This is a genomic window from Sphingopyxis sp. EU05-FHT14B03 (assembly GCF_058790875.1).
The window spans coordinates 273144-289316 of sequence record NZ_JBYTDC010000004.1; the positions used below are offsets into that span (position 1 = coordinate 273144).

At 62.7% G+C, this 16173-nt stretch carries 11 protein-coding genes; 3 read left to right on the forward strand and 8 right to left on the reverse strand.

Translation table 11 applies throughout. The features are described 5' to 3' along the window. Positions 1-39: 39 nt before the first annotated feature. The gene (locus AC3WS4_RS22715; protein WP_492740537.1) at positions 40-1491 is read right to left on the reverse strand and encodes a sulfotransferase family protein; all 1452 of its coding nucleotides are present in this window, start codon (positions 1489-1491) and stop codon (positions 40-42) included. A 369-nt stretch (positions 1492-1860) separates the two neighbouring features. Here AC3WS4_RS22715 and AC3WS4_RS22720 point away from each other — a divergent pair, with 369 nt between their 5' ends. Then, positions 1861-2484, forward strand: a complete 624-nt coding sequence (locus AC3WS4_RS22720; RefSeq protein WP_492740538.1) for a TetR/AcrR family transcriptional regulator — start codon at positions 1861-1863, stop codon at positions 2482-2484. 119 nt (positions 2485-2603) lie between these two features. After that, complete coding sequence (locus AC3WS4_RS22725) at positions 2604-4316, forward strand: NAD(P)/FAD-dependent oxidoreductase (protein WP_492743004.1); 1713 nt, start codon at positions 2604-2606, stop codon at positions 4314-4316. Between the two features lie 133 nt (positions 4317-4449). On the opposite strand, the gene AC3WS4_RS22730 is transcribed toward AC3WS4_RS22725, so the two are convergent. The 7 genes from AC3WS4_RS22730 to AC3WS4_RS22760 form a co-directional block, all read right to left on the reverse strand. After that, a complete protein-coding gene (locus AC3WS4_RS22730; RefSeq protein ID WP_492740540.1) occupies positions 4450-5202 on the reverse strand; it encodes an SDR family NAD(P)-dependent oxidoreductase in 753 nt (250 codons plus the stop codon). A gap of 45 nt (positions 5203-5247) precedes the next feature. Next, a complete protein-coding gene (locus AC3WS4_RS22735) occupies positions 5248-6651 on the reverse strand; it encodes an aldehyde dehydrogenase family protein (RefSeq protein ID WP_492740542.1) in 1404 nt (467 codons plus the stop codon). 55 nt (positions 6652-6706) lie between these two features. Then, on the reverse strand, positions 6707-8341 hold the full coding sequence (locus AC3WS4_RS22740; RefSeq protein ID WP_492740543.1) for a long-chain-fatty-acid--CoA ligase: 1635 nt from the start codon (positions 8339-8341) through the stop codon (positions 6707-6709). Positions 8342-8423: 82 nt separating this feature from the next. Further along, positions 8424-10604, reverse strand: coding sequence for a PQQ-dependent dehydrogenase, methanol/ethanol family (locus AC3WS4_RS22745; RefSeq protein WP_492740545.1), 2181 nt, complete (start codon positions 10602-10604; stop codon positions 8424-8426). 61 nt (positions 10605-10665) lie between these two features. Beyond that, entirely contained in the window at positions 10666-12204 is a 1539-nt protein-coding gene (locus tag AC3WS4_RS22750) for a flavin-containing monooxygenase (RefSeq protein WP_492740547.1), read from the reverse strand. A 12-nt stretch (positions 12205-12216) separates the two neighbouring features. Then, positions 12217-13164, reverse strand: a complete 948-nt coding sequence (locus tag AC3WS4_RS22755; protein WP_492740548.1) for an alpha/beta hydrolase — start codon at positions 13162-13164, stop codon at positions 12217-12219. Between the two features lie 326 nt (positions 13165-13490). Beyond that, positions 13491-14324: a phytanoyl-CoA dioxygenase family protein gene (locus AC3WS4_RS22760; protein ID WP_492740549.1), complete on the reverse strand. Its 834-nt coding sequence runs from the start codon at positions 14322-14324 to the stop codon at positions 13491-13493. Between the two features lie 550 nt (positions 14325-14874). On the opposite strand from AC3WS4_RS22760, the gene AC3WS4_RS22765 reads away from it, so the two are divergent. Next, positions 14875-16167, forward strand: a complete 1293-nt coding sequence (locus AC3WS4_RS22765; RefSeq protein ID WP_492740551.1) for an MFS transporter — start codon at positions 14875-14877, stop codon at positions 16165-16167. Positions 16168-16173: the final 6 nt, after the last annotated feature.

Sequence of the window (16173 nt, forward strand, 5' to 3'; positions counted from 1 at the left end):
AGCTGCCTTACGAACGGCGCGCGTCGAACGCGCGCCGTTCTATCTATCCTCCGGGCTGTTCCGTGTACGAAACGGATCGATACCTCCAGCCTCCAGCAGGTCGAACAAAGGCCGCAGATGCCGCTCATAGTTGCGCCACCGGCCCGCGGCCGTCCGGTAGATCGGGCGACGAATCTGGGCCGCGCTGGCGGTAGCGGACGCTGTCCTGTTCCTTTCGATCCGCACCATCGCATCGTCCCATGCGATACCCATGTGCCCGGCGATCTTGCGGCCGTTCCTTTCCGGCTCGCTGACGACATCCTCATAGGCGACTTCCAGCAATTGCGGTCCCAGCACCTTTCGCCAATGATCGAGCAGCTCGCTGTAGGCGAAATAATAGGCTGCAAGATCGCCGAACGAATAGCTGAACGGATACGCACTGCCGAAGAGCGTCGAATACATGGCGAACAGATTATCGGCGGGCGCACGATTGACGAGCAGGGTTCGGGCGCAAGGCAAGGTGAGCCGGACAGCACCGGCATAGAGATAGTTGAACGGCAGCTTTTCGAGGATGATGTCACCTGCAGCGGGCGAGCCCGCGCGCCGCGCATAGCCCGCCAGCACGCGCGCGCAATTCGCTCCGGCGACGCGCTCGAAGACATCGGCCCCGGTCGCCGCCGCACCTTCGCCCAGCGCACCGAGCAGATTATCGGTTTCGCCATTGCTCCGCGCGCGCGGACTTCCGGTCAGGATACGTTCGATCATCGTTGTGCCCGAGCGCGGCAGCCCGACGATGAAGCCATAGGCCGGAGGTGTCAGCTCGGGCGCCAGCGCAAGGCGTCCGGCATCGAAGCTCTCGATGATCCGTCGCAACTTCGCAACGTCGTCGGCAACATCATAGCTGAGCGTTTGGCGCCGCACCTTCGCGCCGCTCGCGAAATGGTCGAAGGCGGCGTCATAGTCGCCAAGATCGTCATATTCCTTCCCCAGCGCAAAGTGCAAAGAGACGATTGCCGGCGGGCCCGGAGCCCGTTCCAGCATGGCTCGCAAGGCATCGACATGATTGCGATCCACGGTCTGGGTACGAAGTACCGACCGGAGCAGCGCGGCCTCATACGCCCCCGGCGACAGACGCAGCGCCTGGTCGCAGGCTGCTTCCGCCGCGTCGAGCCGGCCGATCGTCCGCTCCCCGGCTGCCAGATTATACCAGGCGAGCGGATCGTCCGGCCGCGCGTCGACCACCCTGGCATAGCAGTCGCGCGACAGCTGGTGCGCGCCTGCCGCGAACGCGGCAAAACCCAGCGCTTCACCGTCCTCGGCGGTTCCGGCCGGCATTGCAGCGAGCTGCTCGAGCAGCGCGGCAGCTTCGCCATGACGGCCGAGCGCGCACAGTATCTGCACCGCGATCGCATGCTCCTTCGATGCACAGCGCCGCGCGCGCGCCTGGTCGAGATGTGCCGCGAGAGCCGCTTCCAGCTCGGCCTGCCTCGGATGCCCGCCGACGTCTACCATGATCGACCTTCCATCGGTAAAATTCGGAGTGCAGGGCCGATCGATGCGAAAGCTCGAGGCGAGGCACAACATTGCCGCGAAATCGACGCCTTCATTTTATTCATACGCATGTCTTCTAAATTAATGTCACGGTGGCGACAAGACGCTCACGAGGTGTTTCCGCGACCGATCGACATGCCTCGGTTTGGCGACACGTCGATCGAGCGCGCGGCGCTCACGGCAAAAACCGGGCGGTCGCCACTGCGCGGGGCTCCCCCGACTTTTCGGGCGGCCGGTGTCGGTCGATTGCATGACGGCGAATTAAAGCTGGGTGTCCGCGCGCCAGCACCCTAGGATCGATCAATACCGCCCTGGAGACCTTTACAATCGATGGCCAATTCTTCCCAGCTACCCCCGCCGCGCGATATCACTTCGTCCGATGAACGCCGGCTCGCGGTGCGCGATGCCGCACGCCGGCTGATTGCCCGCGAGGGGTTCGACAAGGCGTCGATGCGCGCAATAGCGCGCGAGCTCGGGACGACGACCGGAGTGCTCACCCACCATTTCCTGAACAAGGAAGAAATACTGGACCTTGCGCTTCATGCGACGCGGCACGGGAAATATGTCGGCGTCTTCTCTCCCGATGCACAAGTCGACGACCTGGTCGATGCGCTCACGACCACCCTTCCCCATGCAGAAAGCAATCTCGATAGCTGGAAGGTCTTCTTCGCCTTTCTCGCCTATATTTTTCCGCAGCCCGAAAAGGCCGAAGCCTATGCGCAGGATTTCACCCGGTGGCGCGAAATATGGGAAAGGACCGTCCGCTCGATGATCGAGCGGGGAATTTTCCGCGATGACCTTGATCCCCAACTGACAGCCGACACATTGCTCTGCCTTTTCGACGGCATCGCCGTGCACGGGACCGTAAGCCCCGACAGCTTTGGGGCCGATCGTCAGAATGCCGTAATGATGCATTATTTCCGAACCCTTCTCGCGAAGGGATCGGCGCTCTAGCGAGAACGCAGATCGAAGCGAACCATCGCCACGGGACCCAAGGTTTCGCGCGGCCACCCAAATCCCCCGAAGCGTTCGATGCCATGTGGCCGGATCGAAGACCATCTTCGTCGTGCGTCATGGTAATCGCACGGCCTCTCGAAAGCCCGCGCCCTGAACGGGCCCTTACTGGCAGAGCCATGCTCGCATGTTGCGTTCCGGCGCCTTTCATGCTTTTTAGAAAGCGGACGATATCTAAATTCTATCCGTCAATTCGAGAGGATGGAAGCCATGCAGTTCGGGCAAGTTTCAGCGGGTCCAATTTCTCCGCCTTTCGCACGACCGCGGTGCCGCACGCTGCAAATTGGGCATCGGTTGCTCCACAGGCGGCGCGGTCTCGGAGGAAGGGAGACACAGCGCCTCGACGCCGCAGCCACAGGTACCAACCGGCTGCTGCTTGCCTCGCATCTGTTGTCGACGGAGTCGATGCAATGAGCGGTCGTACCGATCTCGAAGCGCGAATTGCCCGCGCGTCCCAGGTGTACCGCCCGATCGGCGGATGGATCGAGAGGCCCAGCGACCCGCAGCCGCCGCTGGAAGGCCAGGCCAGCGCAGACGTCATCGTCATCGGCGGCGGCTTCGCCGGTCTTTCGACGGCTCTCGAACTCGCCGCGCGGGGCATCAAGGTCGTCCTGCTGGAGCGGGAATTCGCGGGATTTGGAGCGAGCGGGCGCAACGCCGGTTATCTCGCAGGCGGTCAGGGCCTCGACTATCATCTCTTCATGAAAAAGGTCGGGCGCGAACAGGTCTCGAAAATCGTCCGCTATTTCGAGGACGGCGTCTCCTATGTCGAACAGAAGCTCGATCGCTACGGGATCGATTGCGACTATGTGAATTCCGGATTGATCCGCGCGGGAGTCCATCCGTCGCAGGAAAGGCTGCTTCGCGCGAACATGGAACTGGGGATCGAACTCGGCGCTCCGGCCGAATATCTCGACGAGGCCGCGATGCGCGCCCGCGGCATTCCGCCAGCGTTCCTCTTCGGCTATGCGACGCCCGGCGGCGGGACGCTCCACCCCGGCAAATATATAGCGGGGCTTCGGCGCGCCGCGCTTTCGTTGGGGGTAAAAATCTATGAAAATACCCCGGTCCTGTCGTTCGCGGCAGGCCGGACGATCGTCTGCAAGACACCACACGGCAGTGCCCATGCGCCGCAGCTCGTCCTTGCGTCCAATGCCTATACCCCGCAGCTGGGCCTGCTGCGAGACAAGGTCGTTCCGCTGCGTGTCTCGGCGATCGAGACCGAGCCTTTGACCGAAGCGCAACTTGCCAGTCTCGGCTGGCCGAACCGCGAAGGCGTCACGACACAACACCTCGTGATGGAGAGCTATCGCCTGACCGCGCACAATAGCCTCGTCGTCACAACGAAGCGGTTGTATTATGCCTATGGGTCATCGACGCCGAACGTGGCGGACAACAGAGCGTACCGGGATCTCGCTATCGGGCTCTACGACCGGCTCCCGACGATGCGTGACGTTGCAATTCGGTCAAGCTGGAGCGGATATATCAGCTTTGCCTACGACGGGCTCCCGGTGGTCGGTTTGACCGGCGATCATGAGAATATCAGATATACCGCGGGATGCTCGGGGCACGGCATCGGAACCCAGTCCTTCGTCGGTCACTTGCTCGCGGAACATATCACCGGAACAGCGCATCCCTATTTCGAGGCGCTACAACATAAATCGCCATCGACCCTTCCCGAGCCCTTCCAATGGCTCGCCATGAAGTCGTTGCTCCGTGGCGCCCATATCCTCGACAGCCGCGTTAACCGAAAGGTCCGCCGCGGAGCCTGAACGGCAATCGTGACAAGCGCCGGGCGTTCGAGGGTAGCGCAGGATCTCGCCTGCGGGTGGCGACAATGTCGGCATAGAAAGGCCGCTTCGGGCCGAAGCCGCAGTCAATCCGCCAGCCCCCGGGAGCCGACATCTAAAGGTTGGAGACGATTTGCCCGCCGTCGACCACGATCACGCTTCCGGTCATATAGCTCGACGCGTCGGACGCGAGAAGAAGAAGCGGCCCGTCCAGTTCCTCTACGGTTCCGAGGCGCTGCTGAGGAATCCGGTTGATCAGCGCCTTCCCCTCGTCGCTCTCCTCTATTCCGGCATTCATGTCGGTCAGGAAATGGCCTGGTGCGATCGCATTGACCCGGATTCCGAGCGGCGCCCATTCGAGAGCCAGTGTTTTGGTCAGCTGGATGACGGCGGCCTTCGACGTGCAGTAGGCAAGCAGGTGCTTGCCCTGCCGAAGACCGAAGACCGACGCGATATTGATGATCGAACCGCCGCCGCGCTCCTGCATGCCCGTCGCAGCGATCTGGCAGCAGGTGAACAGGCCCTTGAGGTTGATATCGATCACGGAGTCCCAATCCGCCTCGGTCTGCTCGGAGGTTGGTCCATACCATGCGACCCCGGCATTGTTGACGAGGATATCCGCTCGCCGCAACGCATCTCCGGCGGCCGTAATCGAGGCGGTGCTGCCGACGTCTATTTCGGCCAGTTCACAGCTGCCACCGCCCGCCCTGATCTCGTTCGCAAGCTTTTCCACCGACGCTAGAGAACGGCCGGCGAGGATCACCCGCGCCCCCGATGCCGCGAGCGTCCGGGCGAACTGCGTTCCCAGACCGCGCGCGGAACCCGTCACCAACGCCGTCTTGCCGGTCAGATCAGCCTTGAAGGTCATGAATTATCTCCATCCAACGATCAGATGAGGGGCTGCCACCCGCTGCTAGGGTGCCATGTTCAGCACCTGGACCTGCGTGAACTCGCGCAGCCCCTCCTCACCGAGTTCGGATCCGATGCCCGAGAATTTCGCGCCGCCAAACGGCAGGTGCGGCTGGAGATCGGCATGCTTGTTCACCCAGACGGTTCCGGACTCGATTCGCCCGGCAATGTCCCACGCCCTTTCGCGATCGCGCGCCCAGACCGACCCGCCAAGGCCGTATTCCGACGCGTTGGCGCGTCGCACGGCGTCTTCGGCGTCGCTATATCGGATAAGCGGCATCACCGGTCCGAACTGCTCCTTGTCGACGAGTCTCGCGCCGTCGCTGATATCGCGAACCACGGTCGGCTCGACGAAAAAGCCCTTCTCTCCCTTGCGTGCCCCGCCCGCGATCACCCGGCCCTCGGCTTTCGCGCTCTCGATGAAGCCGAGCACTTTCTCGAACTGCTGGCGGTTCTGGAGCGGCCCCATCTGGACGCCCTGCTCGAGCCCGTCACCGACGATCATTTCTCCGGCAAGCCGCGCGATCTCGTCGCACATCTCCTCGTAAAGGCTATCGGGCACATAGATGCGCTTCGCGGCGATGCACACCTGCCCGGCGTTCTGCATCGCGGCCGCAAGCACCTGCGGCGCAACCTCCCTCGGATCGACATCGTCGAGGATGATGAGGGCGTCGTTGCCGCCGAGCTCGAGCGAAATGCGCTTCAGCGCATCGGCGGCGCCCGCCATGACCTTGCGTCCGGTCTCGGTCGAACCGGTAAAGCTGATCTTGCGAATTCCGGGATGCCTCGTCATCTCGCTGCCGAGGTCGTTGGCATCGGCGATGATGTTCACCACCCCCCGCGGGACGATGTCCTTGATAATCTTGCCGATCCGCAGCGCGGTCAGGGGCGTCGTCGGTGCCGGCTTCACGATCACCGTGTTGCCGGCGAGCAGCGCCGCAGGCAGCTTGAACGCCATCAGGATGACCGGAAAATTCCACGGGATGATGCAGCCGACGACGCCGAGCGGCCGGCGATGAACTTCGACACGTCCGGTCTCATCATCGCTCACCACCCTGGGAGCGAGATCGAGCCCCGCGAAATAACGGAAGAAAGCGGCGGCGCCGCCAATTTCGAACTGTGCCTCGGGCAAGGGTTTGCCCTGCTCCTGGACGAGCAGCCGCGCCAGATCGTGAGCATGCGCATCAATCGCATCGGCGATCGCGAGCAGCACCGCCCTCCGCTCGTCGATCGGCTGCGCACTCCACGGCGGAAAGGCGGCGGCCGCGGCCGCGACGGCCGCGTCGAGCTGCGCCTTCGAGGCGCGCGCGCAGGTCGCAAGCATGTCCTCGGTCGCCGGATTGATCACCTCAAGCGTCGCGTCGCCGTCAACGAGCGCGCCATCGATGAGAAGCTTGAATTCGGTCATGACAGGCCATCCTCCTTATTATGCGCCACGCGGCGCAGGCGTCGCGGTGCGAGGGTCAGCGGGCAGCCTCGAAGGGAAGCTGATAGTCCGCCAGGCCCGCGCGGATCGCCTTCTTGTCGATCTTGCCGGTCGCCCCCAGCGGAATTTCATCGACGAAGATGATGTCGTCGGGCATCCACCATTTGGCGATCTTGCCGTCGAGCCACGCACGGATCGATGCGGCATCGGTGCCGGCGCCCGGCTTCAACTGGCAGAGCAGGATGGGCCGCTCGTCCCAGCGCGGATGCGCGACGCCGACGACTGCGGCCAGCGCCACCGCTTCGTGTCCGACAGCGATATTCTCGATCTCGATCGAACTGATCCACTCGCCGCCCGACTTCACGACATCCTTGGCGCGGTCGGTGATCTGCATATAGCCTTCGGCATCGATCGTGCTAACATCCCCGGTGTCGAAAAACCCCTCATCGTCGAGTACGTCGCCGCCCTCACCGCCGAAATAGCCGCGCGCGATCGTCGGCCCCTTGATCATGAGGCGCCCCGGCGTCCGGCCGTCGTGCGGCAAGCGATTGCCGGCATCATCGACGAGCTTCATGTCGAGCCCACAGAGCAGCCGGCCCTGTTTCAGCCTGTACGTCATCTGCTCTTCCTCGGGGAGGGCGGCGACGGCGCCGCTCGGTACCGACATCGTACCGACCGAGGAGGTTTCGGTCATGCCCCAGCCCTGGATGACGTCGACGCCATAATCGTCGCGGAAGGTGCGGATCAGCGACTCGGGGCAGGCCGATCCGCCGATCGTCACGCGCTCGAGGGTGGTGAAGCGTTTCCCGTTTTCCTGCATATATTGCAGCAGCATCTGCCATACGGTCGGGACGCCCGACGATACAGTAACTCCTTCCTCCTCGATCAGCCGGTAGATCGATTCCCCGTCGAGTTGCTGCCCAGGAAGCACGAGCTTCGCGCCGACTGCGGGCGCCGAGTAGACGACGCTCCATGCGTTGACATGATACATGGGGACGACCAGCAGCATCGTATCGCGCGCGGACAGCGCAAGCGCGTCGCGCTGCAGCGTCATCAAGGCGTGGATATAGTTGGAGCGGTGTGAATAGAGCACGCCCTTGGGATTGCCCGTCGTGCCGCTCGTATAGCAAAGGCCGCACGCGGTGTTCTCATCGAACCCGCCCCACATATAGTCGCTTGCATGCTCCGCGATCCAGTCGTCGAAGGCCATGGCATCGAAGCTGGTCTCGGGCAACGATGCGCGGTCGCAAAGAAGGACCACTTTCCGTATCAAGGGTGTCTGGGGCAGCAGCGCCTCGACCAGCTCGACCGTCCCGGGATCGGCCAGCAGCAGCCGATCGGCGGCATGGTTCACGATATAGGCGATTTGCTCCAGAAACAGCCGAGGGTTGAGCGTGTGAAGCACCGCGCCCATCCCGGCTGCACCATACCATGCGGCAAGGTGGCGCGCGCTGTTCCAGCCAAGCGTTGCAACCCGGTCGCCACGCCCGATCCCTTCGGCGGCCAGAGCATCGGACACACGCTTCGCATCGGCGAGCAAGGCGGCATAGGTGGTGCGTTCGACATGGCCCCGCGCATCGCGCGATACGACCTCGCGATCACCGTGCCACTTGGCGGCATGTTCGAGAAACTGGCCCACCATAAGCGGCAGGTCTTGCATCAAACCCAGCATTCAACTCTCCACACGCGCGGCTTGGCGGCCGCACGTCTTGTTTGCGGGAGCCGGGGAAAGATTCGCTTCCCCGGCCTGAATCTCAGCGGCCGACCGGTGCCGTCTCGTTCGGCAGATTGGCCTTGGTCCAGTTCGACCGCTCGGTGACATAGGCGCGGATCGCCTCGACATCGGCTGGGGTCAGCACCTTGGCGAAGCTCACCATGCCGCGGTCCTTGAGCGCGCCATCGAGGATCACCGACTTCCACGCATCGGGGTTGGCGAGCGCGCCCGACACACGGAGATCGGGGGTGAAGCCGTTGCCGATCGCGCTGTCGCCGTGACAGACGAAACAATAGCGGCCGAAATGCGCCTTACCCGCCGCGATCTGTGCGGGGGTGCCGAATTGCGGCGGCGGGTTCCACGCGAGCACCGTCGACGCAGGCAATCCGGGAAACTTCGCCGTGCCGCCGATCTTGAGCACCACCAGGCGCGGAATGTTCGGCACCTTACGTGTGACGCCGCCGGCCACCCCCGCAGCCAGCGGGAATACCCCGCCCTTGCCGGTCTGGAAGGCGATATATTGCACCCCACCGACGCGGAACGTCGAGGGCCCTCCGATGATCCCCGACTGCATGTCGAGATCGAGCAGCTGCTTGCCGGTATCGGCGGCATAGGCGCGGAAACGGCCGGTGCTCGTGCCCTGGAAGACAAGGTTGCCCGCGGTGGTCATCGTGCCGCCGTTCCATGCCGACGGATAGGGCACCGACCAGGCGATCTTCCCCGCGCGCGGATCGAAGGCGACGAGGCGGCCGGTGGTCGCCGCGATCGCCGCCTTGAAAGCGGCCTTGTCGTCGGGAAGCAGCGTCTTGTTGAGCGAGGTGCCGACATTGAACCCGAGCGCCTGGCGTTTGTCGAGCGCGTCCATCTCGTTGAGATAGCCTTGCGGTACCTGCTGCGCCGGGATGTAGACGAGCCCGGTCACGGGGTTGAAGCTCATCGGATGCCAACTATGCGCGCCCATCGCCCCCGGGATTGCGATGAAGGGCTTGCCCGTCTTGTAGAAGCGCGCCTCGGGCTTCTCGATCGGGCGACCGGTCGTCATGTCGTAGCCGCTCGCCCAGTTGATTCCGTCGACGAAGGGCTTGGCATCGATCAGCTTGCCGTTGGTGCGGTCGATCGTGAAGAAAAAGCCGTTCTTCGGCGCGTGGTACAGCACTTTCGTCGGTTTGCCGTTCACCGCCTGCTCGGCGAGAATGATCGGCTGGGTCGCGGTATAGTCCCAGGTCTCGCCCGGTGTTTCCTGATAGTGCCATTTATATTTGCCAGTCGTCGCGTCGAGCGCGACGACCGAGGAGAGGAACCAGTTGTCGCCTTCGCCATTCGAGCGCGTGCCATGGTTCCACGGATTGCCGTTCCCGACGCCGAGATAGATCTGGTCGAGGTCCTTGTCGTAAACGATCGCGTCCCACACGGTGCCGCCGCCGCCCGAGGTCTGCCACTCGCCCTTGTCGGACCAGGTGGCGTTGGCCTTGCTCGCGAAGATATCGTCCGACGCCGCGCCGTCCTTTTCCTTCTTGGGGTTGGGCGCCGTGTAGAAGCGCCAGCGCTCCTTGCCTGTGTCGGCATCATAGGCGGTGACATAGCCGCGCACCCCGAACTCGGCGCCGCCGTTGCCGATCAGCACCATGTCCTTCACGACACGCGGGGCGCCGGTGATCGTATAGGGCTTCGAGGTGTCGAAGGTCTGCGTCGACCACAGCTCCTTGCCGGTCTTCTTGTCGAGCGCGATCAGGCGGCCGTCGAGCGCGCCGACAAAGAGTTTGTCGCCCCAGACGGCGACGCCGCGGTTGACGACGTCGCAGCAGGCGCTGACCGCGCGTTCGCCCGGCACCTTGGGATCGAAAGACCAGAGCTTCTTGCCGGTCGCGGCGTCCCACGCATCGACCTTCGACCAAGCGTGGCTGACATAGAGGATACCGTCGACGACGACCGGGGTCGCCTCCTGCCCGCGTGCGTCCTCGAGGTCGGCGAACCAGGCGATACCGAGCTCGCCGACATTCTTGTCGTTGACGTCGGTGAGCGGGCTGAAGCGCTGTTCGTCGTAGCTGTAGCCGATGCCGGCCCAGTTATCGCCGTTGCCGCCGGTCTTGAGCAGGGCCTCGCTGGCCTTTTCCGCCTCGTCAAGCGAAGCGCCCGACGCGCTATTGCTGTTCGACGCATCGCATGCCGCCAGTGCCAGGGCAGCGCCAACGAGCGTGCCCCCCAGAAGCCATGTCTTCATCACTATCTCTCCCGATCATCATCATTTGTATCTGCTTATCTCTGCAATGGATGCCCGCTCGCTATTCGGCCGCGATAGCGCCGGCCTCCGCGGACACGTTGCCGCCATAAACAAAGACCGCATCGGCCAAATCTATCGCGGGAAACGCCTCAGACTCGGAGCGATGGTCCTGCGTATGTCGCCATTCGGGCTTGTCTCCGCGACGCGGCATTTCGTGGAGGCCCCGTAGAAGATAGCCCGCGTTGAAATTCTCTTCCTCGATCCAGGGCAGGATCGTCATCCCGGCATCTTCGGGCCGCAAGGCGACCTCGACCTTCTTCGCACCGATGCGGTCCATGTGGCGCAGCAGCCGGCACATGAATTCCCCGATCATGTCGACGCGCAACGTCCAGCTTGCCCGGAAATAGCCCATCACCCAGAGGAGATTGGGCACGCCGGTCATCATCATGCTGCGATAACCGACGGTCTCGGCCCAATCGACGGGCTCCCCGTCCACCTCGAAGTGGATGCCGCCCATCATCAGCATGTTGAAGCCGGTCGCGGCGACAATAATGTCGGCGTCGATCGTCTCGCCGCCAGTCGTAAGCAGGCCCGTCTCGGTGAACCGGTCGATCGTATCGGTGACGACGGTCAGCTTCCCCGCCGTCACGGCCTTGAAGATATCGCCCTCGGGACAGAATGCCAGTCGCTGCTGCCAGGGCCGGTATTTGGGGATGAAATGGGGCTCGAACTCGAAGTCGGGGTCGCCTGAGTAGGCGCGGATCAAATCTTTCAGATCCTCGAAAACCTTGTCGGGCTCGGTCAGGCACCGGTCGGCGACGAGGTCTTGGTCGTGAAGCACCTGCGCCCGCACGACCCGGTGGATGGTTTCTTCGTCGATTCCGATCTGCTGGAGCCGCTCGGCGAGTTCGTTCCTGTTCTCCGAACAATAGAAATAGGTCGGTGAGCGCTGCAGCATCGTCACATGCGCGGCCTTCTCGGCGAACGCGGGGACGATCGTCGCGGCGGTCGCGCCCGATCCGATCACCAATATGCGCTTGCCCGAATAATCGGTGGCGGGATCCCATTGCTGTGCATGAACAAATATCCCCCTGTAGTCCGCAAGCGTCGGCCACTCCGGAATATTCGGGCGCTCATGATCGTAACACCCCGCGCACATCGACAGAAAGCTCGCGGTGAATATCACCACTTCGCCGTCGGAAAGTCGTTCGGCTTCGACCGTCCAGCGGTTTTCGCCGCTTGACCAGCGACAGCTCCTGATGCGGTGTCCGAAGCGAATATGGCCGGCAATGCCGGCATCCTCGACCACCTCGCGCAGATAGTTCAGAATCTGGTCGCGGCTCGCGATCGGAGACCCGGCCCACGGCTTGAAACGGTACCCATAGGTATAAAGGTCGGAGTCCGAGCGGCAGCCAGGATATTGATGCGTATCCCATGTCCCTCCGAAACCCAGCTTGGATTCGAGAATCACATAGCTCTTGTCGGGGCATTGATCGCGTAAATGCCAGGCCGAACCGATACCGGAAATGCCGGCGCCAACGATCAGGACGTCAAAGTGGGGAACATCCTGCCTGGTCGCCTCGCTTGCCTCTACCATCATCTGTGCCTTTGGCTATTGCCCTGCGCCGTTCGCGGCAATCAGGGTTCTGAAATCCTCGGCGACGCGCTCGATCAAGGGAACCGAGGATCCGAGCACGCTCCGCATATTCACCATGCCGTGAATCTGGCCGGCATCTTCACGAAACAACAGTGTGATCCCGGCATCGAGCAACCGCCGACCGAGCGCGCGCCCCTGATCGCGCAAGGGATCGAGGCCGCACGTCACCAATATGGTTGCCGGCATCGCCGATATGTCCTCGGCGAGAAGGACCGATGTCCGCGGATCGGTCCAGTCGCTTCCCCCGGGCGCATAATGGTCCCGGAACCAGAGCATGAGCGGCTGGTCGAGAACATATCCCTCGCCGAACTCCTCGAATGACCCCCCTTGCGAGGTCAGATCGGTAGCGGGATAGAATAGGAGTTGCGCGATGGCGCGCGAAGCGCCCTCTTCGTTGAGCCGGAGCGCGACCGCTGCGGCGAGACTGCCGCCGGCGCTGTCGCCGGCCAGCGCAATCGCGGATACCGGCGCGCCGAGTTCGGAGGGCGACGACAACGCCCATTCCGCCGCGCGAAGGCAATCCTCATAGGCCGCCGGAAAGGGGTGTTCCGGGGCCAATCGATAGTCGACCGACAAGAGACGCAGGTGCAGCCGGTTGGCAAGAAAGGTGCAAAAGCTGTGATGGGTGTCGATATCGCCGAGTACCCAGCCGCCGCCGTGGAAAAAGAGAACGACAGGTCCCTTCGCGTCCACGACGGGCCGATAGTATCGTACCGGGATGGAATGACTATCCGCTTCGATCGCGAAATCGACCGTCTGCACGACCGGTTCCGGCGGTAAATCGACCGCACCGATCATTGTCCGATAGAGTTCGCGCGCTTCGTCCGGCGTAACCTCGTGGAGAGCGGGTCCTTCCTGTGCGCCCAGAAGCGACAATAATTGTTTGGTGTCGGTCTTGATCATGATGCAGTCCGCGATGCCCCGCGGGTCCATCGAGAGGGACGACTGGCGTCGACGCTCCCAAAAGCGCACGCCACTTCAAGGCCAAACACCATCTCTTTCATTGTCCTCTCCTCCGTTTATCGCTTCGACGGGCGGGCTCCGGGCGTCGGGACGATCGATGCGATGTCAGGCGCCGCCGCGGACCGCATCATGGGGCGCGGTCGCCGTCGCTCCGATCCGAGCGATATCCGGTTCCATTTCAGGCTAAGTCTACCCGGCTCCCGGCATATTGCCCGGCTCTAGACACGCATTCTTAGCGCCGCACGCCGGGCCGATATGCGGGTCGATCAGCGAAGCTGGTCCATATAGGGCGAGCGATAGGGCTCCCCCGGCGTCTGCGAAGCATCGTTGAGCCCGCTGATATCATAATCATAGCTGCTGCCGCCTTCGACCGGCAGCGGCCGATAATAGGCCTGGTCGCCGTAGAAGCGATAGACCAGCGTATGGCGCGTCGGGCAGTCGGGCGTGACCGGGGCGCCGCCATGAAGGATGCCCGAATGGAATACGAGCGCATCCCCGACGTCGAGATCATAGGTGAAGACGTCCCACGACGACGGCTCTTTCGCCCGCTCCGCCTCGATGTCGGGCAGCCGCGGCCATTCCGTGTCGTGCCATAGCGGCTGGGTGTGATCGCGCGCGTCGTTGTACGACGTGCCGTTATACTGGATGGTGCGGTGCGAGCCTCGCACAAACTCCAGCGCATTTTTCCGCGGGATCTTCTCGAAGGGCGTCCAGATGTTGAGAAGATGCGGCCCCGCGATCGGCGAATAGGATGTGTCTTGGTGCCACGGCGAACGCCCCCCGAGACCGCCCTTCTTGATGAAAATCTCTTCGCCGACGAACCAGACATGTTCGGAATCCCAGAGCGAGGCGACGAAGTTCTCGAGTCCGAGCTCTTTCACGGTATCGAGGTGCACGGCCCGATTCTCGTAGTTGCCGTAGTCGTTGAAGGTTTCCTGCTCGGTCCCCTTGAACGCGTAACCATGAAGCGCGCTCGGATGCTCGATTCCATAATCGAACGCTTCGCGCATGCGCTCCAGACGCTCGGGGGAAAACAGGCCCCTTACGACAATGGCGCCATCGACCGCGAGATCGTGCTTTTGTTGATCGGTAACTTGCATGCCAATGACTCCTCGCCGCAGCTATTCTTTAGAATCTCCATCCAACACCTGAGACCGGTTGCGAAATGTCGACCAGACCGCAGCCAACCGACTCGTTCCGGGTCGGGACCAGCTCCAGGCACAAAATATAATAACACGCGCAATTCAATTGTCAAACGCGGATGGAGATATCGGCACCGGCCGGAAATTCGCGCGCTTCACGGCTATTCCAGCACGCCGACGCGCCTTCCCCTGCTTCAGCGCCCAACGTACGGAATTTCCTATTGGTCCGGATCAATGGCGCGTCCGCAATCGTACGAACGACATTTGCATCGCCCCACCATCTTTTATAGACACAATCGTTATCAAAATTTATGCGGGAGCAACGGCAAGCGGATTACTCACAATCCAGAAGGCTTCGTCGAAAACGGGAGTTGGGCCATGAAAGCTTGCATCGAGACAGAACCGGCAAGTGCAGGGGCTTGGAAAAATGCGCGAAGTCGGCAATCGTGCGGCCGGCTCGCCGACGCATGAATTTCGCCGCTCAGGAGCATGACGACCGGTGCGATCGATGACCACCGCGACGCCTGCGGAATTCCGGCCGAAGCGCCTGCCGGGTTTCTCGGCCGGTTCGCTATGGTCGATCGGAATTCTTCTTCCGAATATTTTGTCGATCATCTTCCAGGCAACCCAGCAAAGTCGCGGTGTCAGCGAAAGCGACTTGGGAACGCTTGGCGCCGCCTTTGTCCTGGGAAGGGGAATCGTGATCGGCACGGCTCCTTTCTGGGTTTATCGCTCCAACCCGCGATGGGTCACCACGGTCGGCATTCTGGCAGCGGCAGCCGCGTTGCTCGCGGTCGCCTTCCTGTTCCAGTCCGATCAACTGGCTTATGGCTGGTTTCTCGTCGGGCTGACGAGCGGCTGCGTGGCGACGCCGGCCTATACGGCGTTGGGCAATGCCCGCGACCCGCTGCGGGCCTATAGCATCGCGCTTTTCGGATCGTCGCTGATCGCAGCCATCGTCGCCTATCTGCTCCCCGCGGTAGTCGTGCCGCATTACGGTGAGCAGGGCGCGCTTATCGTCATAGCGGGATTGTTCCTTGCGATGATCCCGTGCGCGGCGGCGCTGCGCGATTGGCAGTTTGTCGGCAAGAATGCCGCCGCCCCCGAGGCGCTCTCAGACGTCAGGGCGGGCAAACCAGGACAGACGCTGGCGGCGCCGATTCTGGCGGCTATCGCAGGCGCTATATTTACCGGCGTCGTCATGGGCGGCGTGGGTGCGTTCGTTGCATCGATCGCGACCGCGAACGGCATCGGTCCCGAAGCCGTAGGTCTGTTCGTAGCGGTTGCTCTCATCTCTTCGCTTGCGGGCGCGCTCGTGCCGGCCGCGGTCGGGAAACGCCTCTCGGAAACGACGATGATCGGAGCGGCGACCGTGGGCATCGTCCTGAGCTATGTCGCCATGACGAGCGCGTCCCCGATCGTATTCGGGATCGGTTTTGCAGGCCATGCGATATTTGCAACCATGGGCTATGTCTATTATCTGGGGCTCGTCCGTTCGCTGGATTTCACCGATCGCATCTATGTGGCCTATCCAGCGATCGACGCGGCCGCCTTTGCCGCGAGCGCGGAACTTGCGGGCCAGCTACTCTCGAGACATTCTTCGCACCTGCTATTTGTCATGTCCGGCGCGGTTCTGACCGCCTGCTGGATCGGCGCCATCGTCGCACAAAAAATCGCATCCTTCGCTGCCGGCCGGTCTCGAACGGAATCGGCCTCAGGTGCCGCAACATGCGAAAATCGGTTTCAGCCTGTGGATGCTCGCGAAACGAGCGCCATCGAACCACCCCTTCAAATGGACTGACCGGCT